Annotated in this window: 22 protein-coding genes; 18 read left to right on the forward strand and 4 right to left on the reverse strand. The window is 55.9% G+C overall.

Going from position 1 to position 21,911, the window contains the following annotated elements; genetic code table 11:
* The 13 genes from VAE48_RS15435 to VAE48_RS15495 all read left to right on the forward strand — a co-directional run.
* Window positions 1-1,783 (forward strand): BTAD domain-containing putative transcriptional regulator (locus tag VAE48_RS15435; protein ID WP_322794229.1); only part of this gene is annotated, 1,783 nt, incomplete at its 5' end.
* A gap of 108 nt (window positions 1,784-1,891) precedes the next feature.
* Window positions 1,892-2,659: a beta-ketoacyl-ACP reductase gene (locus VAE48_RS15440; RefSeq protein ID WP_322794230.1), complete on the forward strand. Its 768-nt coding sequence runs from the start codon at window positions 1,892-1,894 to the stop codon at window positions 2,657-2,659.
* Window positions 2,660-2,691: 32 nt separating this feature from the next.
* Complete coding sequence (locus VAE48_RS15445; RefSeq protein ID WP_322794231.1) at window positions 2,692-3,678, forward strand: ketoacyl-ACP synthase III; 987 nt, start codon at window positions 2,692-2,694, stop codon at window positions 3,676-3,678.
* Window positions 3,679-3,691: 13 nt separating this feature from the next.
* On the forward strand, window positions 3,692-5,053 hold the full coding sequence (locus VAE48_RS15450) for an acetyl-CoA hydrolase/transferase family protein (protein WP_322794232.1): 1,362 nt from the start codon (window positions 3,692-3,694) through the stop codon (window positions 5,051-5,053).
* Between the two features lie 17 nt (window positions 5,054-5,070).
* On the forward strand, window positions 5,071-6,135 hold the full coding sequence (locus tag VAE48_RS15455) for an alpha/beta hydrolase (RefSeq protein ID WP_322794233.1): 1,065 nt from the start codon (window positions 5,071-5,073) through the stop codon (window positions 6,133-6,135).
* Between the two features lie 14 nt (window positions 6,136-6,149).
* A complete protein-coding gene (locus VAE48_RS15460; protein WP_322794234.1) occupies window positions 6,150-7,412 on the forward strand; it encodes a thiolase C-terminal domain-containing protein in 1,263 nt (420 codons plus the stop codon).
* Window positions 7,413-7,416: 4 nt separating this feature from the next.
* The gene (locus VAE48_RS15465) at window positions 7,417-7,833 is read left to right on the forward strand and encodes a Zn-ribbon domain-containing OB-fold protein (protein ID WP_322794235.1); all 417 of its coding nucleotides are present in this window, start codon (window positions 7,417-7,419) and stop codon (window positions 7,831-7,833) included.
* 2 nt (window positions 7,834-7,835) lie between these two features.
* The gene (locus VAE48_RS15470; RefSeq protein WP_322794236.1) at window positions 7,836-8,018 is read left to right on the forward strand and encodes a hypothetical protein; all 183 of its coding nucleotides are present in this window, start codon (window positions 7,836-7,838) and stop codon (window positions 8,016-8,018) included.
* 148 nt (window positions 8,019-8,166) lie between these two features.
* Complete coding sequence (locus VAE48_RS15475) at window positions 8,167-9,546, forward strand: substrate-binding domain-containing protein (protein ID WP_322794237.1); 1,380 nt, start codon at window positions 8,167-8,169, stop codon at window positions 9,544-9,546.
* A 137-nt stretch (window positions 9,547-9,683) separates the two neighbouring features.
* Window positions 9,684-10,484, forward strand: a complete 801-nt coding sequence (locus VAE48_RS15480; protein ID WP_322794238.1) for an ABC transporter ATP-binding protein — start codon at window positions 9,684-9,686, stop codon at window positions 10,482-10,484.
* Complete coding sequence (locus tag VAE48_RS15485) at window positions 10,477-11,208, forward strand: ABC transporter ATP-binding protein (RefSeq protein WP_322794239.1); 732 nt, start codon at window positions 10,477-10,479, stop codon at window positions 11,206-11,208. Before VAE48_RS15480 ends, VAE48_RS15485 begins: the two co-directional genes overlap by 8 nt.
* The gene (locus VAE48_RS15490) at window positions 11,205-12,698 is read left to right on the forward strand and encodes a branched-chain amino acid ABC transporter permease (protein WP_322794240.1); all 1,494 of its coding nucleotides are present in this window, start codon (window positions 11,205-11,207) and stop codon (window positions 12,696-12,698) included. The genes VAE48_RS15485 and VAE48_RS15490 overlap by 4 nt, the downstream gene beginning before the upstream one ends.
* A gap of 3 nt (window positions 12,699-12,701) precedes the next feature.
* Window positions 12,702-13,823 (forward strand): branched-chain amino acid ABC transporter permease, encoded by a 1,122-nt coding sequence (locus VAE48_RS15495; protein ID WP_322794241.1) that lies wholly within the window; start codon window positions 12,702-12,704, stop codon window positions 13,821-13,823.
* 58 nt (window positions 13,824-13,881) lie between these two features.
* Here the strand turns inward: VAE48_RS15495 and VAE48_RS15500 are convergent, their stop codons facing one another.
* Window positions 13,882-14,955 carry a hypothetical protein gene (locus tag VAE48_RS15500; RefSeq protein ID WP_322794242.1) on the reverse strand — a complete coding sequence of 358 codons (1,074 nt, stop codon included), beginning with the start codon at window positions 14,953-14,955 and terminating at the stop codon, window positions 13,882-13,884.
* Window positions 14,956-15,178: 223 nt separating this feature from the next.
* On the opposite strand from VAE48_RS15500, the gene VAE48_RS15505 reads away from it, so the two are divergent.
* Window positions 15,179-17,107: a hypothetical protein gene (locus VAE48_RS15505; RefSeq protein ID WP_322794243.1), complete on the forward strand. Its 1,929-nt coding sequence runs from the start codon at window positions 15,179-15,181 to the stop codon at window positions 17,105-17,107.
* 12 nt (window positions 17,108-17,119) lie between these two features.
* Here the strand turns inward: VAE48_RS15505 and VAE48_RS15510 are convergent, their stop codons facing one another.
* Window positions 17,120-17,524 carry a thioesterase family protein gene (locus tag VAE48_RS15510; protein WP_322794244.1) on the reverse strand — a complete coding sequence of 135 codons (405 nt, stop codon included), beginning with the start codon at window positions 17,522-17,524 and terminating at the stop codon, window positions 17,120-17,122.
* A 443-nt stretch (window positions 17,525-17,967) separates the two neighbouring features.
* Here VAE48_RS15510 and VAE48_RS15515 point away from each other — a divergent pair, with 443 nt between their 5' ends.
* The 4 genes from VAE48_RS15515 to VAE48_RS15530 all read left to right on the forward strand — a co-directional run bounded on the left by VAE48_RS15515 (window position 17,968) and on the right by VAE48_RS15530 (window position 20,123).
* Window positions 17,968-18,471, forward strand: coding sequence for a ferritin (locus VAE48_RS15515; RefSeq protein ID WP_322794245.1), 504 nt, complete (start codon window positions 17,968-17,970; stop codon window positions 18,469-18,471).
* Window positions 18,472-18,476: 5 nt separating this feature from the next.
* Window positions 18,477-18,689, forward strand: a complete 213-nt coding sequence (locus tag VAE48_RS15520; protein WP_322794246.1) for a hypothetical protein — start codon at window positions 18,477-18,479, stop codon at window positions 18,687-18,689.
* A 142-nt stretch (window positions 18,690-18,831) separates the two neighbouring features.
* Entirely contained in the window at window positions 18,832-19,689 is an 858-nt protein-coding gene (locus tag VAE48_RS15525; RefSeq protein WP_322794247.1) for a sulfurtransferase, read from the forward strand.
* Entirely contained in the window at window positions 19,686-20,123 is a 438-nt protein-coding gene (locus VAE48_RS15530) for a SufE family protein (RefSeq protein ID WP_322794248.1), read from the forward strand. Before VAE48_RS15525 ends, VAE48_RS15530 begins: the two co-directional genes overlap by 4 nt.
* Here the strand turns inward: VAE48_RS15530 and VAE48_RS15535 are convergent.
* Window positions 20,120-21,301, reverse strand: coding sequence for a glycine C-acetyltransferase (locus VAE48_RS15535; RefSeq protein WP_322794249.1), 1,182 nt, complete (start codon window positions 21,299-21,301; stop codon window positions 20,120-20,122). The genes VAE48_RS15530 and VAE48_RS15535 overlap by 4 nt on opposite strands.
* A 58-nt stretch (window positions 21,302-21,359) precedes the next feature.
* A partial coding sequence (locus VAE48_RS15540) for a helicase-associated domain-containing protein (protein ID WP_322794250.1) occupies window positions 21,360-21,911 on the reverse strand: 552 nt, incomplete at its 5' end.

The following is a 21,911-nucleotide window of genomic DNA, read 5'->3' on the forward strand; positions in this document are numbered from 1 at the left end:
GGAAGAAGCCCTGCGCCTGTTGGAGCCGCAGGAATACCGCGATGAAGTGGCCGCCTTGCTGGATCAACTGGCCGAAAACAAACTCAACCTTGGCAAACCGGATGAAGCGCGTCGGCTGCACCGTGAAGCCCAACTGCTGCGCGCCGAAACCAGTCCAAATGATGTCTATCTGGAAGGACGCGCCTTGCTGCGCACCGGTAGATTAATCGAAGCGCGCCAGTTGATGCTCAATCAGGCTGCTGAAGAAAGGCGCAGCGAGGCACAGCGCGCCCAACGCTTCCATCGAGAGACCCTGCTGCTGCTTTCGTTAATTTGTTCCATGCTGGGCGAGGCAGAGGAAGCCGAACGTTTTGCACGTGAGGGAATTGCCATTGGCAAGCGCTTGCAATCTGAATTTGTGGAAGCAGTCGGATTGATTCGGCTTGGGCATGCCCTGCAGGTAGCCCACGTTCAACCGTGGGGTGAATCCTATCGTCGGAAAGCCATAGACCTTTACCGCCGCGCGATTGAATTGATGCACCCTTTCAAAGTGGCACGGGTGGGGGTGGAGCCGCTGTGGGGGCTAACCCGTGTTCTGGGCTACGGCGGGGATTTGCTGGAAGCCGAGGATTGCGCCCGCCGTGCACTGGTCATCTCCGAAAAAGCCGGCGATGAGTGGATTGGCAATCTGGTGGGCACCAGTATGGGCGCTTCATTTGCGCTTGCCGGGCAATTTGGGGTAGCCCAACAATGGCTGGAGCGCGCCGCGCAGGGGTTTGAGTCGGTCGGTGACCTCTTCGGCTGGACGGCTGCCCGCCTTTGGCTGGCATGGATGGCCTGGTACGGCGGGGAGCATTCGCAGGCACTGGCGGAATTGGAGCATATCCTCAACCGCCAGCAGGGGCAGGATGCCGAAGCGCTCTTTTTCCGCCCGACTTTTCTGGGCTGGAAGGATGAACAAACTTTGCTGCCGTTGCTGCTGGCAGCCCGTCGGCAGGGGATTGGAGGCGAGCACTTCGCCAAATGGCTGAATGCAGCCGCCTTTGAGGGAGAGTATCACCCGGCCTGTACGCTGTATGTGCGCACCCTAGGCGATTTTTGCGTGTGGCGGGGTGAGCTAAGGGTTCATTCCGCTGAATGGCAGCGCGAAAAGGCGCGCCAGTTGTTTCAGCTGTTCATTACCAACCGGCGGCGCGGACTGCTGCGCGAACAAATTGTTGACCTGCTCTGGCCGGAACTGGATGGCGAGGCGGCAGTGCGCGATTTCAAAGTGGCGCTGAACGCGCTGAACCGCGCCATCGAACCGCAGCGTCCGCGCGAGGCGGCCCCCTTCTTCATCCGCCGTCAGGATAACCTTTACGGCATCAACCCCCTGGCAAAGGTAATCGTAGATGCGGAGGAATTTGAGCGGCTGACTCTGCCTGATTCAACCGAGGAAGAAGCCCTGCGTCAGGCGCTTGACCTTTACCAGAACGATTACCTGCAGGAATGTTGTTACGAGGATTGGAGCAGCCTGGAACGTGAACGGCTGCGCCAGCTTTACTTTTCCGCGGTTCAGCGGTTGGGAGAGTTGCTCAGCATTCAGGGGCGTTGGGAGGAGGTGATTGGAATTTGCAACACTGCTCTGCTGCGGGATCCCACCTGGGAGCCGGCTTACCGCCTGATCATGCAAGCCTATGCGGCCAAGAGTAATCAGGCGCAGGTCATCCAGACCTATCAGCGCTGCTGGAAAATTCTCTGGGATGAACTGGGGGTTGAACCATCCCTGGAAACGCGCGATTTACTGCGGCGGCTGACCACCTGAACTTCTTTTTGTAACCCTTTTGTAACCGCTGCCCGGTATTCTATTGCGTAGGGGGCGGCTATATTACCCTGTCAACGGCAGGAGATCAATACTTCAGGAGGCGAGGGAATGATGCGTCTTAAAGACAAGGTATGTTTGATCACCGGGGGTGCAGCCGGGATTGGTAAAGCCACTGCGCAACGTTTTGCGGAAGAGGGGGCGATTGTGGTCATCTGCGACGTCAACCGTGAGGCAGGCGAGACGCTCGTTCGGGAACTGGGCGATCCAGCCTGCTTTTATGTCGTTAACGTAGCTGACCGCGCCGAGGTGCAGAATTGGGTTGAGGATGTGGTGCGCCGCTTTAGTCGGGTGGATGTGCTCGTCAACAATGCCGGTATAACCCGGGATGCGTTGTTCGTCAAAGTCAAAGACGGTGAACTGGTCAAGCAGATGGAAGAAAGCGCCTTTGATCAGGTGATTGACATCAACCTGAAGGGCGTGTTCAACTGCGCGCAGGCGGTCACTCCTTTTATGATTCGACAGGGCGGCGGCGTAATCCTCAACGCTTCTTCTGTAGTCGGGTTGTACGGCAATGTCGGACAGACCAATTACGTGGCTACCAAAGCGGGCGTGATCGGAATGACGCGCGTTTGGGCGCGTGAACTGGGGCGCTTCAACATCCGCGTCAATGCCGTTGCGACCGGTTTTATTGCCACCGAGATGGTGCAGAAGATGCCCGAGGAAATTCTGGCGGGAATGAAAGCCAAAACCCCGCTCGGCCGGTTGGGCGACCCGCGCGATATTGCCAATGCCTACCTTTGGCTGGCAAGTGATGAGGCCAGTTTTGTGCATGGTGCAACCATCAGCGTAGATGGCGGAATCGTGATCGGCACATAAATCCTATTGAGTTTCCAAGGAGGAAAAAAAGTATGTCTCGATTTGCAACCATCATCGGTACAGGTCATTATCTTCCACCGATAGAGCGCCCCAACCGCGAAATGCGCGAGCGCTTTGGCGAAGTGATTGACAAGTTTGAGGCCTCTTCCGGCATTACAACGCGCTGGTATGCGCCGGATGACTGGGTAACCTCGGATCTGGCGGTGGAAGCGGCGAAGGAAGCGCTCAAAGATGCGGGTATTCAGGCAGATGATCTGGATATGATCATCCTCGGCACGGACAGCCCGGATTACATTACCCCGGCGACCTCGGTGGTTGTGCAGCATAAACTGGGTGCCGTCAACGCCGGCACATTTGACATTGGTTGTGCCTGCGCATCGTTTCCTACCGGTTTGAACATTGCGGCAGGTTTGCTTTCCACCTCTCACCAGATGAAGTATGTGCTGGTGGTGGGGGCTTACATGATGCATAAACTGTGCGACTGGCAGAATGATGTCATGTCCTTCTTCTATGGTGACGGGGCCGGTGCGGCGGTGTTGACCGTTTCGGACAAACCCGGATTTGTCAGCTCAACCTTCTTTGCGGATGGTTCTTATCATAAACACTGGGGAATTTACTCCGGCGGTACCTACGAACCGGCCACGGTGGAAAGTGTGCAGGCCGGCCGCACGCAAGTGCGCTTCATCACCCCCTTCCCGCCGGAGGTGAACAACGAAGGCTGGCCAAAGCGGATGCGCGAACTGGCGGCCAACGGCAATTTTGACTTGCAGGCAGTGGACATGGCGCTATATACCCAGGTGCGGCTGAATAGCATCAAACTGGTGCAGGAAACGCTTGGTTTGCCCATGGAAAAAACTCACTGGATCATGGACAAATGGGGCTACACCGGTTCGGCCTGCATCCCAATGGTGTTTGATGACGCGCGTAAACAGGGCAAGATCAAATCGGGTGATCTGGTGACATTCGTCGGCTCCGGGGTGGGCTACAACCAGGCCGGCTCGGCTTTCATCATGCCCTGATGGCAGGAGGGATATGAATCCATACGAAGTCTATAAAAGCAAATTAATCTCCATTCCCGAAGCCGTTTCGCTGGTGCAATCCCACCAGACGATTGGGGTGGCCATTGCCGCTTCGGAGCCACCGGGTTTGCTGAGTGAATTGGGTAAGCACAAAGACCGGCTGGAAGACGTAACGGTGTGGGTGTGCCTGCCGCTGCGCGCGTATGACTATGCCACCCATCCAGAGATGGCCGGTCATTTCTTTGTAGAAAACTGGTTTTACGGCGCGCCGGATCGCAAAGTTCACCCGCAAGGCCGCATGTCCTACATTCCGAACAATTTGCATCGCGCCTCGACCGACAAACTGCTCGCAAGCGGCGGCAAGGTCAATGTTTTTTGGGGGACGGCTACCCCGCCCGATTCGCGCGGTTATCTCTCGCTTTCGCTGGGACTGGTCATTGAAAAACAGTTGATGGAAGCCGCCGATCTGGTCGTTCTGGAAATCAACGAAAACCTGCCCTATACCCTCGGCGATACGCAGGTGCACATTTCGGAAGTGGATTATGTCGTAGAGAACCATGTGCCGTTGTTTGAATTGCCGCCCGCCCCGCCCACCGAAGCCGAACAGGCCATCGGCGGCTATATTGCCGACCTGATTGAGGACGGCTCCACTTTGCAGCTGGGAATCGGCGGTATCCCCAATGCCATTACGCCGTTCTTGATGAACCGCCGCGATCTCGGCATCCACACCGAGATGTTCACCGACGGCATGGTGGACCTGTACGAGGCCGGTGTGGTTACCAACCGGCGGAAAACGCTCTGGAAAGGCAAAATGGTAGGCGCTTTTGCGCTGGGCAGCCGGAAGTTATATGATTTCGTAGATCGCAATCTGGGAGTGGAGTTTCAACAGGGCAAAGTGACCAATGATCCCTTTGTGATTGGACAAAATTACCGCATGATCAGCGTCAACACTGCTCTGCAGGTGGATTTATTCGGTCAGGTCTGCTCGCAGAGCATCGGTTATCGTCATTTCAGCGGTACCGGTGGTCAGCTGGATACGCACCGCGGCGCGCAGCTTTCACCCGGCGGGCGCGGCATCATTGCTTTACGGTCAACCGCCAGAGATGGACAGGTTTCAACCATTGTGCCTATCCTTTCCGAAGGCGCAGAAGTTACCGTGCCGAGCCAGGATGTGGATACGATTGTGACCGAATACGGCGTGGCAGAACTGCGCGGGCGCTGTGTGCGCGACCGCATGGAAGCGCTGATTCGGATTGCCCACCCGGATTTTCGCGAGTGGCTGCGCGACGAAGCCCACCGCTTGGGAATTGTGCCGCGGCTGGTCGTAACGGGGGCACAACTTCCTGAAAAAGAAACCAAACCTTCATCCGATTAGAAAGTAAGGAGGAAACCATGGACATGCCTCAACCTTTGCCGGGTGTAACTTCGCAAATGATTCAGACCCCGCGTTTGAAAATGCACGTGTTGACCAGTGGAGACCCGGCTGGTGTGCCGGTGATCTTCCTGCACGGTAATTTTTCGGCTGCCCTTTACTGGGAGGAAACCATGCTGGCTCTTCCGGCTGGTTTTTGGGCAATTGCCCCCGATTTACGCGGCTACGGCTGGACCGAAGATGTGCTGATCGATTCCACGCGCGGTTACCGCGATTGGTCGGATGATCTGGCTGCTTTGATGGACGTTATGGGTGTGGAAAAGGCGCATCTGGTCGGATGGTCAATGGGAGCGGGCATCATTTATCGCTTTATTGGCGATTTTCCTGCCCGTGTTCTCAGTGCGACATTGATTTGTCCGGTTTCTCCCTTTGGGTTTGGCGGGACCAAAGGAGCAGAGGGTACGCCGCTGTTCGAGGATCATGCCGGTTCAGGCGGCGGGGTGGTCAATCAGGAGTTTGTCAAACGCATTCAGGCACAGGATCGCGGCAGCGATGATCCCAACTCGCCGCGCAACATCATCAATGCTTTTTACTATGTACCACCTTTCCGTGCCGCACGGGAAGAAGATTTCCTCACGGCTTCCTTAATGGAAAAAACCGGCCCGGACCGATATCCGGGAGATTTCGTCCCCTCACCCAACTGGCCGTTTGTGGCGCCGGGGGTGCATGGACCGGTTAACTGCTGGTCGTTGAAATACCTCAAACAGGATGTGCCTGACCTGCTGGCTGCTCAACCCAAACCGCCCGTGCTGTGGGTGCGCGGCAGCCATGACCTGATCGTTTCCGATACCTCTTTCTTTGATATTGCCAATTTGGGCAAGCTGGGTTATGTGCCCGGTTGGCCCGGCGATGAGGTTGCTCCACCCCAGCCAATGCTGCAGCAAACCCGCGCCGTACTGGAAAAGTACACTGCCGCCGGCGGTTCATTCGAGGAGCATGTCATCGAAAATACAGCCCACAGCCCGCACATTGAAAAACCGGATGTGTTTAACGCTTTGTTCCACCAGTTCTTAAAGAGAGCCTGAAGGGAGATGGATTGATGACAAAAAGGAAACTTGGGCGAGGTGTAGCAGTCATTGGCGCTGGCATGAGCAAGTTTGGCTGCTACAACGGCATGGCAACCCGCGATCTCTTTGTTGAGGCCTATCGTGAGATGCTGGCTTCGGTTGACCGCGGTTTTGACCCGCGGGACATTGAAGCCGTTTACATTGCCAACTATTCAGCGGATCTGTTCGAAGGACAGGCGCACATGGCTCCACTGATGACGGATTGGGTGGGACTTTCGCCCCGCCCGGCAACCCGGGTGGAGGATGCGTGTGCCAGCGGTTCGGCAGCTTTACGGCAGGGGATGCTGGCAGTGGCTTCCGGTTTGTATGATGTGGTCATGGTAGGCGGGGTGGAAAAGATGAGTGAACTGCCCACCGAAAAGGTGACCGATACGCTGGCGACCGCCTCGGATGTGGTCTATGAAGCCGCAGTGGGTTTTACCTTCCCGGCGCTTTATGCTGCCATGGCAACTGCCTACCTGCATGAATATGGCGCCGACCCGCAGGTATTTTTGCAGGTGGGTTACAAAAATCATGAGCATGGCGCTTTGAATCCCAAGGCTCAGTTTGGGCAGCGCATTCGTGAGATTATGGAAGCCCGCAAAGCCAGCGCGGCCCGAAAAGGATTACCGGTACCGGAATGGAACGACGAATTTGAATTCCTGCGCGATCCGCGTGCCAACCCCTACATTGCCTGGCCGCTGCGCCTGTACGATTGCTCACCCATTTCAGATGGGGCGGCAGTGGTGCTGCTGGTGAGCGAGGAGATTGCCCGTCAGTTCAGCGATGCTCCACTTTACATCATCGGCAGCGGGCAGGCCAGTGATGCCGCTACCCATGACAGGGCCACGCTGACCTCTCTGCCGGCTGCGCGCCGGGCTGCTCAGCAGGCGTATGAGATGGCAAACATTACCCCGCAGGATGTGGGGGCTGTCGAGGTGCATGACTGCTTTACAATTGCGGAAATCATTGCCAGCGAAGATTTGGGCTTCTTTGCGCCGGGTGAGGGTTGGAAAGCAGCCGAGGATGGGGTAACTTCCTTGAAAGGAACGCGCCCCATTAACTCCTCCGGCGGACTGAAATCCAAAGGCCATCCGGTAGGTGCCTCGGGTGTCGGGCAGGTGGTTGAAATCTGGCATCAACTGCGGGGTGAAGCGGGTGAACGGCAGATTCCCGGCAGCCCGGCGATTGGATTGACCCACAATGTGGGCGGTACCGGTCAAACCTGCGTGGTGAACATCTTTGAGCGGAGATGACAGGATGAGCGAGAGCGAAGTATATACCCATCAGTTTGCCAAACATCTTGCTGAAAAACGTCTGGTTGGCTCGCGCTGTAAAGCCTGCGGACGTGTTTTTCTCCCTCCGCGCATCTGGTGCCCCAATTGTCAAAAGAACGAATTGGAAGCGTATGAATTTAGCGGCATGGGAAAACTGGCAGCGTTTACGGTGGTATATGTTGCACCAAGCGCCATGCTGGCAGCCGGTTATGACCGCAAAAATCCCTACTGTGTGGGTGTGGTAGAGTTAGAAGAAGGCGAACGCATCCCGGCACAGATTTTCGGAGTAGATGTGAATCGTCCAGAAGACATCCGTATTGGAACACCGCTGCGGGCGGTTTTTGTCGAACGCGGCGAGGGTGAAAATAAAGCCACCGTCTTGGGTTTTGAGGCGCAGTGAAAATGAGCACAGTATGGGTCAATCGGGTTGACCTGTATCATGAACTGCGTGGAGCGGCGGCTGGTGAGGTGCTGGTGCTTTCCAACGGGATATGGATAAGCACTGCCACTGAAAAAACCGACCATCTTCAAGCTCTGATTCTGGGATTTCTGCACCTGATTCGAAGGCAGGGTATGGATGCTTGAACGACATTATCATCAAACCGGAAAGAACATAATTCTGGTACATAAGGAGGTGAACAGGGATAGAAAGATTGAGCAGAATAAACAGGTTCTACTGACCCTCTGTGTAGTCTAAAAACTTTCCATTTCAATTGATCCGAAGGAGAAGAAAATGAAAAGGTTGTTAACCATTTTGACCGTGCTGATCCTGGCATCTCTGGTGCTGGGTGCCTGTGTGCAGCAGGTAACTCCCACCGTTGAACCAACCCAACCGCCCGCCCCTACCCAGGCGCCTCCCACCCAGGCTCCGACCAAAGCACCCGAACCGGTGCAAACCGAAGAACCGGTGGTGGAACTGGGTCCGGTGCTGAAGATTGGGCAAATCGGACAGCTATCCGGTGCGCTGGCGTTGTACGGTTTGCAGCAAACCCGCGGGTTTGAACTGGGGTTGGAATATGCCTCCGGCGGTAAGAAGGATGAAGCCGGCCGCTACATCATCGCCAACCGCCCGGTGGAAGTGCTGGTGCGAGATGACGAAGGCAACCCCGAAAAAGCCGTTCAACTGGCGCGCGAACTGATCGAAAAAGACGGGGTTGAGATTATTCAGGGCCCGTCCAGCTCGGCTTCGGCAGCCGCACTGACCACGGTTGCGCTGGAAAACAAAATCATCCTGATGGTTGACCCGGCCGCTTCGGCGTTTATCACCGGTCAGTATTTCAACCCGTATGTTTTCCGCACTTCACGCACCAACTACGATGATGTGCTGGTGATTGCCAAGTACCTGGTCGAAAATGTTGGCACCAAGTTTGCCCACATTGGCATTGATAATGCCTTTGGGCGCGGTTCGGGTGCAGCCCTGGCTTACGCTGTTGGTCAATACGGCGGCGAGGTGGTTGCCGATATCTACGCGCCGTTTGAAACGACCGACTTCACCCCCTACATCCAGCAGGCAATGGATTCGGGCGCGGACTGCCTGTTCCTGACCTGGGCCGGCACCGGCTATGTCACCCTTTTCCAGCAGCTGGCTGACCTTGGCGCACTGGATGAAATGCAGGTGGCCACCGGCTTTGGCGATAACGCCTCTTTCGCGGCGGTTTACGGTGCCGCGGTTGGGCAAATTGGTTTGAATGTCTATCATTACACCGCCGCCAATACCGAAATTAATAAGTGGCTGACCGAAAAGCACCTTGAAAAATACAATGAACCGCCCGATTTGTTCACTGCCGGCGGAATGGCCTCGGCATTGGCGCTGGCGGCTGCTCTGGAAAAAACCGGCGGGGATGCTTCGGGAGATGCCATGATTCCGGCGCTGGAAGGGTTAAAATTTGAAGGGCCGAAAGGCACCTACTACATCCGCCCGGAGGACCATGTCTGCCTGCAGCCGATGAACATCCTCAAACTGGTGGACATCAACCCGCCGCTGGATGACAAGGGCCGTCCAACCTACAAATTCTTTGAAACAGTCTATGTGACCAAGTACGATGAGCTGGCCGTGCCCTGCACGTTGACCGGCGAATACGAATCGCGCTGCGGCAACCTGCCGCGTCCGTAAAGTGCGGGTTTGGGGTTTGACTGCCCTGAGACGGGCTGAAGAACCCACTTTCAATCAATGGGTGACAGCCGCCGGTTGAAGTGCGGCTGTCACCAAACCCATCCAACTTCTATCCTTATTCGTGAAAGGGACCTTCCATGACCGTTGAAGGGGAGATCCTCCTCGAAGCCAGAAATTTACGCAAGGAATTTGGCGGGTTGGTCGCCGTGGATGATGTCAATATCCAGATCCGCGAGCGGACGCTGCATTCCATCATTGGGCCGAATGGAGCGGGCAAAACGACCCTTTTCAATCTGTTGAGCGGGATGATGCGTCCCACCCGCGGGCAGGTGTTTTACCGCGGACGGGATATCACCAACCTTCCGCCGCATCGCATTGCTCATCTGGGTATTGGGCGTTCGTTCCAAATTACCAACATCTTTCCGCATCTGACCGTTTTGGAAAATATCCGCCTGGCTGCCCAGGCATTGGGAAAGGATAATTTCCGCTTGCTGCGGCCGGCACGCAGTTTCCGGCAGTATGAGGAAAAAGCATTGGCTGTGGTGCAACGGGTCGGCTTGCAGGGCCGCGAATTTGACCTTGCCCTCAACCTGCCGCATGGCGACAAACGTAAACTGGAACTGGGCATCATGCTGGCGGGTGACCCGCAATTGCTGCTGCTGGATGAACCGACCGCCGGCATGTCCTCCGAACAGGTGCCGGCACTGCTGGAGGTCATTCATTCTATCATGGCGGATGGCGACAAGACCATTGTGCTGGTTGAACACCGTATGGACATGGTGATGAGCATTTCAGACCGTATTACGGTGATGCATCAGGGGCAGATTCTGGCGGAAGGCACCCCGCAGGAAATTGCTCGCAATCAAACCGTGCAGAGCGCCTACCTGGGTGAGTTGTACGGCGACCTTACCGCTGATCTGGAGGGTAAAGATGGATAGCGAGAATATTCTGGAAGTGGAATCCATCCACACCTTCATCGGTCAGTTTCATATTCTGGAAGGGGTTTCGCTGCAGGTACCACGCGGCAGTATTACGGTGCTGCTGGGGCGCAACGGTGCCGGAAAAACCACCACGCTCAAATCCATTTTGGGCTTAACCCCCCCAAGGGAGGGGGTGGTGCGTTTCGATGGGGTGGAAATTCAAGGTAAACCCGCCTATGAAATCGCCGCAATGGGGATTGGCTATGTCCCCGAACACCGCGCCATTTTCCGCAATTTGAGCGTGGCAGAAAACCTGAAAATCGCCGAGCGGAAAAAAGGCGATCTGGATCGCAAAGCGGATTTTATTTTCAATCTTTTCCCGGACTTGAAGCGGCTTTACCGTTTGCCCGGCAATCATCTTTCCGGCGGGCAGCAGCAAATGCTGGCGGTGGCACGCGCACTGGTTGCAGATAACAAACTGTTGTTAATTGACGAACCCAGCGAAGGCCTTGCTCCAATTTTGATTGAACAAATGATGGAAGCCATCCGCAGCCTGAGCGCGACTACCACCGTTTTGCTGGTGGAGCAGAACTTCATCATGGCCAGTCAGCTGGCGGAAAATTATTACATTTTGGACGATGGAAAAACGGTACATCAGGGGAAGATGGCCGATCTGGTGCAGGATAAAGAATTGATTCACCGGATGCTGGGAACGGCCGTGCGCAGCGGAGGTGCTGGATGATACAGCGAAATTTTTGGCGGGATAATGCTGCTCTGCTTGGGGTGGTGTTGATTCTGGTGGTTCTGGGAGTTGTCGGTTATACCAGCATGGGACAAACCGCGTTTGTGCGTACCACCCTTTCCGGGCTGACGCTGGGTGCGTTGTTTTTTATGGTTGCGGCCGGCCTGACGCTCATCTTTGGGCTGATGGATGTGCTCAATTTCGCCCATGGCGCAATGTTCATGCTGGGGGCTTATCTGGGCTGGCAGTTCTTTACAAACCCCACGTTTTTGTTCGGACTGGCTCCGCTGATTCTGGCTCTGCTGGCGGGGTTGCTGCTGGCGCCTCTGTTTGTCTGGCTGTTTGGTAAAGTTGAATTGCCCGAAGCCGTGCAAAAATCGTTGCCGGGCTTGCTGGGGCTGGCGGGAATTCTGGTTGTGTTTTTCGCCGCTCGCGGGTTGGATATCCTCGATCTGGCCAAGACCGCTATGGTGGCGGCCATGACGGCTGCCGACCCGCTGGCTGAAGCCAGCCCGCAGGAGGCCTTGAGCATCTTCTGGCTGCGGACGGCGGGGATGTTCATTGCCGGTGCGCTGCTGGCGGTGGCGACCTCCCGGCCGGGTGACAAAACTCGTACGGTTCATCCCAATCAGGTGCGGCGTGCGCTGATTGGCAGCGCGGTGACGGTTGTGATTACCATCCTTGCCACCCTTTACCGTGAGGCTGCCCCGCGGGCCGTACTGATGTGGGATGCCAACCTGCGTTTCTTTGCTGCCCTGCTGGTGGGGGCGTTGTTGGGCGCGGGGATTGGCGGAGCAATTGAAATTACCCTGATTCGGCCTTTGTATGTTCGCCCCATTTATCAGGTGATTGTTACGCTGGGACTGGCGTATGTGCTGCGTGAAGTCATTCAATTGCTGTGGCAGCCGTTGGCTTATCAGATGAGCCGCCCGCCGCTCTTTTCACAGCCCGGTAAGGCGGAAAACATCTTCGAGTGGTTCCGCACCAGCTCGGTAACCGTGGACGTGCTGGGTGTTACTTTTCCCAGTTATCGTCTTTTCATCATCCTGCTGGGGGTGCTGATGCTGGTCGCCTTAGCCCTGCTGATGAACTACACCCGCCTCGGCATGGTCATTCGGGCGGGGGTGCAGGATCGTCAAATGGTGGAAGCGTTGGGCATCAACGTCCAGCGAGTGTTCACGCTGGTGTTCATGCTCGGGGCTGGTTTGGCAGCACTGGGCGGGATTGGCGCGGCACCCTTCATCCCGGTGCAGCCCAATATGGGAGATGCCTTCCAACTGCAGGCCTTCATTGTGGTGGTGATTGGCGGCATGGGCAGTTACGGCGGCGCAGCTATCGGCGCGCTGCTGCTCGGGCTGGCGCGTGCCTTTGGGGATTATCTGGCTTTGAAGTACAGTCTTTCTCCGGCAATTGCCGAAGCCTCGACCGTGATCATCATGGCAATTGTGCTGCTGGTGCGCCCGGCCGGCCTGTTCGGGAGAAAGGAGTAGCCCATGCAAACGAGCAAAGCTGAAACCCAACCGGTATCTTTTCAACGGACATCGCTGTTCAACCGCCTGCGTCAGGAATGGGTTGGTGTGCTGGTCTTGCTGCTGCTGGCTGGCTTTCCTTTCCTGTTTGCGTGGTTCAGCGGCACATCCGTAACGGACGGCCCCAGTCGCTTCTGGCAGGGACTGATGATCACTTTCTTCATCATGGCAGTATATGCCATGAGCTATGACCTGCTGATCGGTTACACGGGCATCCTTTCTTTTGGTCATGCCGCCTTTTTTGGCGGGGGCGCCTATACCATGGCCTTGTGGTTGACCCACGCCATGCCGTCCATCTCCAGCCGTTACCGCATCACCCTGCCCGGTGGGGCAAATATCACTGAAGTGCTCCTCTTCATGGTCGGAATCCTGCTGGTGGTGCTGGTGGTGACTCTGTTGGGGCTGTTGTTCAGCGCTGCTTCGGCACGCGTGCGGGGTGTTTACTTTGCCATGATCTCGCTGGCAATGGCCGAGTCGCTGCACATCCTTTCCAAGGCAACCGATTTCGTGCGCTGGACGGGCGCGGATGAGGGTTTACACGGTGTGCCGGTGCCGGCCTGGATTAACCCGACCCAGAACCGATTGCTGTTTTACTTTATAGCGCTGGGGTTTGCGCTGCTCATGTATTTGATCATGCGGCGGATTGTGGATTCGCCGGCCGGACGGGTATTTGTTGCCATTCGCGAAAACGAATCGCGGGTGCGCATGATCGGCTTCAATCCGGTGGTCTTTCGTTCCATCGCTTTTATGACGGCTGCCATCATTGCCGGTCTGGCGGGCGCACTCTTTTCCTTGTGGAATATGTCCGCAACACCGACCATGACCGGAGCAATCATGACGATCAACGCGCTGATCATGACCATTCTGGGCGGAATCGGTACGCTGATTGGGCCGATTTTAGGCGCCGGTCTGATGCAGATTGTCGGTCAGTTTTTCTACCAGTGGTTCGGCCCACGCTGGCCGCTGGTGTTCGGTCTGATTTTCATTGCCCTGGTCATCTTCCTGCCCTATGGTGTGATCGGCACGTGGCGGCAGAAACAGCATGCCGTAAAGCAGACCATCCGCAAGATGTTTGGCAAAGGCTGAATCGGCGGAAAGGATGGATACATCTTTCCCCTTGCCGGTCAAGGCAAGGGGAAAATTTTTATTCGGCTAATTTTGTGCTGGTTTGAGTCTGCTGCATAAAGGACGGGCTGTCGGCAGCGGCTAAGTTGGTATGCTCCAAAGCATCCAGCCGGTTGAGCAAAAAGTCCGCCACCCGTTCACCAATCGGGCGGGCGTAAAAGGCAACGCTGGCATGCCCGCAGGGGAACCACAACAGACGCGGTTTTTGCCAGGCCTGCCACAGTTTGCGCACATTTTTGGGGGTGATAATCGGGTCGTGCTCGCCGCCAACCAGCAACACCGCCTCGCGTGGCAGGGCGGGTTTGAAGTTACCCGGCGAGAGCATGTACCACCATTTTTCGAGATCCACCGGATACACCCCGGCTTCCTGCAATTCTTTGCGGATTAACCGAAAGGAAAAACCGGCGAAGATGATGTTGGCCAGTGAAGCCCCGCCCAACAGTGAAACCAGAGCGAAGGGGCGGTCATCCACCACACCAGCCATTAATGAAGTAAACGCTCCCAGACTCAGGCCGCCAATGGCAACTGGTTTTTTCTGCACCTGCGTCACCCAGCTGATCATTGCCCGCAAATCCAAAACCCCCTGCCGGAAAGATTGGATGGTGCGCTGCACATCCGCGCTCAATCCATACTGGCCGCTCCAGCTGCCGCGCGGGGCGCGCTGCATGTGATAGGGCAGGGCAAGGTAGTAAACATCCAACCCGGCGCGTGCCGCCGGTTCGGCAAACCATTTGAGCGGGGCAAAGGTGTTCATCTGGTAGCCGTGCAGCAAAATCAGGGCTGCGCTGGATTCGCCCTCGCTTTGCAGGTCGGCCATACCATGAACGATGTTGTTCTCCGGTTGGGGGGATTGGAAGAAACTGGGAAAGCGAAAGCGGGCATGGGTTCTCCCGTCCAGCCAGCGGTGGACGAAGTCAAACTGCAGCTCCGGCGGAGTCGGCGGGATCGAGTAGAATACGCTGGGGTCTTGTGGTTCGGTCGGGGCTGTTTCCCAAACGTTGCTGTGGAATTGGGGACTGGCTGCCAGCAGGCGCAACGAGCCGAGTGTGACCTCGATGAAATTATCTATAAAATGTGCAAACGTACGGTTCAAGGTAAATTCCGATCTAAAAATTGGTGTTGGTTCGAGTATATCCTGTTTTTGGGAGAATGCGGATTTCTCGAAACGCAATTACAGGGTTTTGCCAAATAACGAAAAGATGCGCCGGTCATCATCCTGAACCGGGGAGAAACAAATTCATGGGCAGTCTCGCCAGTCGGCTTGAAAATTGCAACGAATTCAAAGGTGGAAAGATTGAGATTCTGAGGATCATGCCATGCTGAAAAAGTGCATCATCTGGTTGATGCTGGTATTCTGGTTGGGATGCGTGCATCTTATCCGTCCAATACAGGCCCAAACTGCCATGGAAGAACCCGGCCGCATCTTCTTGCCGTTGATCAGCCGAATGGAGGAAGAAGTCTGGCTGGGTCCGGAAAGTGCAGATGTGGTGACCATTGCTTATGACCGCCGGGTGGAAGACCGCGTCTATCTGGGTACGTGGGGTGCGGGTGTGTTTGTCAGTTATGACGGTGGGCTTTCGTGGCGGCGAAGGAGCAGCGGGCTGGGGAATTTGTACATCCAACGGCTGGCTGTTGATCCGCAGCATGCCGATGTCGTGTATGCCGGCACCTATGGCGGCGGCGTTTATAAAACCGTTGACGGCGGTTGGAACTGGTACAACATCGGTCAGGGGATGATGAACGGGGCAATTGTGTATGGGCTGGCGGTGGATCCTCAACAGCCTGAGCGTGTCTATGCTTCGGTGCGGCCCGTCAACCGCAGTGAATCACCCTGGGGCGGAGTGGTCTATCGCAGCACGGACGGCGGACAAAACTGGCAGGCCGTGTTGCAAAACATTGGCGGCAGCGCAGTTCAGGACTGGGTTTATTCGCTGGCGGTTGATCCGCAAAATCCGCAGCGGGTGCTGGCAGCCAGCCATGAACACGGAGCCTACCGCAGCCTGGATTTTGGCGGTTCGTGGCAGCCCGCCAGCAATGGCGTTACTGATCTTTCCGGGCGGGCGGTGGCTTTTGACCCGCGCGGCAGAATTGCCTATCTGGGAGTGTGGCATCGCAGCGGCGAGTACAAAACGCTCAACGGCGGGGATGACTGGTTCTTGCAATCCAACGGATTAAGCGGTTCAAAAATCTATGACCTGACGGTCAATCCGCGCAACCCAAATCAACTGCTGGCGGCTACCTTTATGATGAATTTCTCGGATAGCGAGCGCGGGGTGGCGCGCAGTGACAACGGCGGTGAGATATGGGTCAAATCCGGTTTGCAGCCGTATTCTATCTACACGGTGGCGGTGAATCCATTCAACGGCAATGAAGTGCTGGCCGGCACGGTGGATTATGGTGTATTCCGTTCCACCGATGGCGGTAAAACCTGGACGGCGCGCAATCAGGGTTTGCTCAATACCACCGTAACGGATCTGTTGATTGACCCGCTTTTGCCTCAGGTCTGGTTTGCTGCTGTGCAGGGACGGGGTGTTTTTCGTTCGCCGGATGGGGGCATCCATTGGGAGGAGTACAACACGGGAATGGAATCGAGGACGGTTTACAGCCTTGACTGGGATGCTCGCCACCCAGGCCGATTGCTTGCGCTGGCCCCCGATGGATGGCTGGCGGCAGACAGCGGCGGGGAGGGTGTCTGGCAGGCAATTGATCTGGCGGAGGCGGAAGTTACCCGTCTTGCCAATCTTGCAACGGTCAGCGGGCAGGTGCAACTTCCGCCGCGGCCCGGTTTTGAAATGGAAACAGGTGAAACTGAAGTTGCTTCCAACGGGCAGGCCGCATTCCTGGAATTTTTGGGATATGCCGCGCTGACGACTGAGGGCGAAATGGTAGTAAAAGACGACTTGCCGGCTGGAATCAGCGTGTTTGCCTTGCTCCGGGAACCCGGCGGTGTGTTGCTGGCCGGGACAAGCGATGGTATTTTTGTGCAACAACCAGGCGCAGAATGGCAAGTTGCTGGCTTGAATGGTCAGGCGGTGGTGTCGGTTGCAGTTCATCCCCTGAGCAGCGATTGGATTGCAGCCGCCACTCCCTCACAGGTCTGGTTGAGTCGCGATGGGGGCATTACCTGGCAGGCGCAGGCAACCGGCCGGGAGGTGGAGGGTATTCGCGGGGTCTGGTTTGGCGGACAGGGTAGCCTGCTGGTCAGCGTCAGTGGTCAGGGCATCCTGCGGCTTGCTGTGCCCTGAAGCGGGCAGGGTTCACTTGCGGATGCGCAGCGTTTTTTCCGCGAGCCGTTCGTCGAAACGACTGCGGTCAATCATAAAACGTTCGTGTTCGCCTTCGGCTATTTTTTCAACCTCGTCCCACGCTTCAACTTTAAAGCGCAGCCGGCGGCCGTCCACTTCCATCAACTCCGCACAGAAACGCACCTGCATCCCAACCGGTGTGGCGGCCAGATGACGGACATTAACACAACTGCCCACACTGCCCTGATTTTCTTTCAGATGGGGCAGCAGGGCTTGATGAGCCGTCCTTTCCAAATAGCCGATTAAGCGCGGTGTGCTCAACACCGGCGGGAAACCTTCACCGGCTGAAAAGCGGGCGGTATCGCTTTCCTGAACGGTTATGGTGATTTCTGCTTTCAATCCGGGTTCGATACTCATGCCTGGTAACTCCTGAACAACGACTCAATTTAATCATAGTGCGTTTATTTTACCCGATCCGCTTCGCAGAGCGTGTTGCAAAACTCCACCGCCAGAATGAATGGCGGGGTAGGTGGTTTTCTCAAAGTTCTTTGACGATCCTGAAGCTTTGAACCGAAACTTGAATTGTGGTGAAACGAACCCCCTCCCACCTCCCCCAATATCGCGTTGGCGATATTGGGGGAGGTGCAGAAGGGGGCAAAAGCACTAAAAAGTGGATTATTCCGAACGATCATCTGTCAACGCCCGCCAGCTGCGGTTTGACCGTTTTTGACTTTGAGAAAGCCGTGTGGCGGGCGAGGGGATTCATTTACAGAATGATAACACTGGGGGGATTGGAATGGGATGAATGTGGCTTATAATAAAACTTGGAGAATCATCTGTTTCAAAAAGGAGAGGATAAAATGCTCAGTCAACGTTTACTCGATGAAATGAACACTCAAATCAAGCTGGAGCTGTATTCCGGCTATCTGTATCTGGCGATGTCGGCTCATTTTGACGAAGCCAATTGGGGCGGTTTTGCCAAATGGCTGAAACTGCAAGCCAAAGAGGAACAGGAGCACGCGCTCAAGTTCTACGAATACATCCATGACCGCAACGGCAAAGTGACTTTGCAGGCGATTGACGCGCCACCGAGCCAGTTTGGCACGCCGGTGGAAATTTTTGAAGAAGTGCTGCGCCATGAGCAGTCGGTTACGGCGCGCATTAATCTGCTGTACAGCATTGCAGTAGAGGATAAGGATTATGCCAGCCAGGAATTCCTTAACTGGTTCGTCAAGGAGCAGGTGGAAGAGGAAAAGAACGCCACCATGGTGTTGGACTGGCTGAAAGCGGCTGGCGACTCGATCAATGCCATGTTCCAGATCAACGCCATGCTGGGTCAGCGTGAAGACGAGGAAGAGGACTGATCGCCATGGAAGGCAACGACCCAAATGCGCCGATTTCGACACAATCGGCTGCCCCAGCCAAACCAAGAAACACACTCTTGACCGTTGTGCTGATCGTTTTAGCGGTGATTGTGTGTATTTGTCTGGCGGTAGTGATTGTGGTTGTACTTGCCCTTCTTGGTCCGTCAACAAGCGATATCTTCTCCAATATCATTCTGACTGTTGAACCGGTACCATAACTTTCCTATAAGTTGAACGAAGAATCAATCACGGCGGTAATTTACCGCCGTGATTGATGTTTACTTTCATTACGAATGACTTGCTATCTGAAGTTGTTTTTAGTAAAATATATGATAAATATCATCTAAATTGGAGGAAAATATGGCCGAATATGCTTATCCGGAATTTCTGGTTGAAACCGAGTGGGTTGCCCAGCACCTGAATGATCCGGCGGTGCGAATTGTTGAGTCCAATGAGGATGCCCTGCTCTACGATACCGGCCATATCCCCGGCGCGGTTCGGGTGGACTGGTTCACCACCTTGCAGCATCCTGTGCGGCGCGATTTTCTGACAAAGGAAGAATTTGAAGCTTTGTGTTCCTCGCTGGGAATTTCCAACGATACCACGGTGGTGTTTTATGGGGATAAAAGCAACTGGTTTGCCGTTTACGCCTTCTGGCTGTTTGAATATTATGGACATGAAAAACGCAAGGTGATGAACGGCGGGCGCGCCCGTTGGGTGGCGGAAAATCGTCCCTTGACCACCGAAGTGCCTTCCTACCCGCCGACCCAGTACCGCGCCAAAGAGCCGGATGCCAGTATCCGCGCTTTCCGCGATGACGTGATGCGCCACATTCAAACCGGTTTGCCCCTCGTGGATGTGCGTTCTCCCAAAGAATACACGGGCGAATTGATTCACATGCCCGGATACCCGCAGGAAGGCGCTCAGCGCGGCGGCCACATCCCCGGCGCGGTCAATATCCCGTGGGCGCAGGCGGTGGATGAGGATGGACGTTTTAAATCCCCCGAAGCGCTGCGTGAGCTGTACCAGAGCCGCGGCGTCACGCCGGATAAAGACATCATTGCTTACTGCCGGATTGGTGAGCGTTCCTCTCACACCTGGTTTGTGCTGAAATACCTGTTGGGCTACCCCAAAGTGCGCAATTATGACGGCTCATGGACGGAGTGGGGTAATCTGGTCGGTGCGCCGATTGAAAAAGGCGAAGGGGGCGCAGCGTGAGTGGGCAATTACCTCCGCGGCTGGCAGAAATTGTCAGCGATTTTGCCGAATGTGAGGGGCGGGAGAAACTGGAGCTGCTGCTGGATTATGCGCGGCGCTTCCCGCCCCTGCCCGCGGATTTCGACGCGGAATCGGATGCAGAAGATGTGCCGGAGTGTATGACTCCGGTGCGCATGAGCGCCAGACTGGTCAACGGTCGGTTGAGCTTCACTTTTGATGTGCCGGCCGAATCCCCGACCGTGCGCGGCTATGCCATGGTGATCATGGAAGGGTTGAATGAAACAACGCCGGAGGAAATTTTAGCCATTCCGGCCGAATTTTATCTGCAAATGGGGCTGCAGGACGTGCTGACCGCCCAGCGCTTGAACGGTATGGCGGCGATTCTGGCACATGTCAAGCGCCGCGCTGCCGAAGCGCTGGAAAAGGCCGACTAGATCACGCCCAGTTTTTTGCCGACTTTTGCAAAAGCTGCCAGTCCCTGATCCAGGTCATCGCGGCTGTGTGAGGCAGAAATCATCACCCGGATGCGGGCTTTGCCGCGCGGCACGGTGGGGAAGCCGATTGCCATGGCAAACACATTCTCCTCAAACAGTTCGCGGCTGAATTGCTGGGCTAACGGCGCTTCACCCAGCATGATCGGCGTAATGGGGGTGACGCTTTTGCCGGTATCGAAGCCCAGCCGTTTCATTTCGGCCTTGAAGTAGCGCGCGTTTTCCCACAGCCGGTCCACCAGATCGGTAGATTCTTCCAGTAAATCCACGGCGGCAATAGCAGCAGCTACGTCCGGCGGGGTTACGGCAGAGGAAAACAGGAACGGACGTCCGCGTTGGCGCAGCCATTCCACGATGAGCGGGTCTCCGGCTACCACACCGCCAACCACCCCAAAAGCTTTGGAAAGTGTGCCGACTTCCACATCCACTTTGCCGTGCAGGTTGAAGTGGTCCACGATGCCGCGTCCGCCTTTGCCCATCACACCTTCGCCGTGAGCATCGTCCACCATCAGCATAACTCCATATTTGCTGGTGACCTGGTAAATCTGATCCAGCGGAGCAATATCACCGTCCATGCTGAACACGCCGTCGGTGATTGCCAGTGCGCGGCGGTACTTGCCCTGATTTTCTAGGATCACCCGTTCCAGATCGGCCGGGTCACAATGGGCGTAGCGGATAATCGGCGCACCGGAAAGCCGGCAGCCGTCAATGATGCTGGCATGGTTCAATTCATCCGAGAATATGATATCCTCTTTGCCGACCAGCGCCGGTATGGTGGCCAGATTGGCCGTAAAGCCGGATTGGAAAGTGATTGCGGCGGGCACTTTTTTGAATTCAGCCAATCTTCTTTCCAGTTCGAGGTGGATTTCCATGGTACCGGCGATGGTGCGCACCGCTGCCGGGCCAACACCGTAGCGGTCTAATATCTGGCGGGCTGCTTCGACCAGACGTGGATGGTTGGCCAGTCCCAGGTAATTGTTGGAGCAGAAGTTGAGCACCTTTTTTCCATCCACGATCAACCATGCTCCCTGTGGTGACCCAATGGTACGGATACGGTTGTATAGACCGTTCTCCTTGAGACCTTCGATCTCTTGCTGGATCCAGGCTAAACGTTCGATCATTGCCACCTCTTTTTTTTTGAGAATTGGGGATTGAGAAGCGGGGTGTAACTTGATTTCATTATACCCCTTCTGTTTCATCTGCTCCAAGATACCCCAGCCGCGCCAGTTCAGCCAGGATGGCATTTCTGGCAGAGCGGCGAATCATCACCACAGAGGGGGAAATTTCTTCCAGAATGTGGCGGCTAACGCGGCTTTTCCGCAGGGCAGCCAGAATGGCGGGGTTTTCCACCCGCAGCAACAGGACCTGTTGTAAGCGCACCTGAACGCCGTACTGTTCCCAGCGTTCAATGGCCTGAAGCAGGGCCGGTGGTAAGGGAGGCTGGGCGGTCTTGCGCAGCAAATGGAGCAGGTGAACGCTGCGCAACCCCTGCTGGCGGGCAAGCGCCAGTGAGCGGGCGGTGATCTGGTAAACATAGACTTCGTCGCGCGGTGGCAGCCATTCACAAAACCGCGCCAGTTGATAACGCAGGCTGCGCGGGGCGCTCCGTTCAATGTGCAGAATGCCCTCGCTGCTGATGCGGATGACACCGTTTTCCGGATTGGCAAGGGATGGCGGTTTACCAGTGAGCAGATCACCCGCCCACACCGAAAAACGAAAGGCGAGCGGCGG

The sequence above is a fragment of the Bellilinea sp. genome, from assembly GCF_034432615.1.
Taxonomy (GTDB): Bacteria; Chloroflexota; Anaerolineae; order Anaerolineales; family Anaerolineaceae; genus Bellilinea.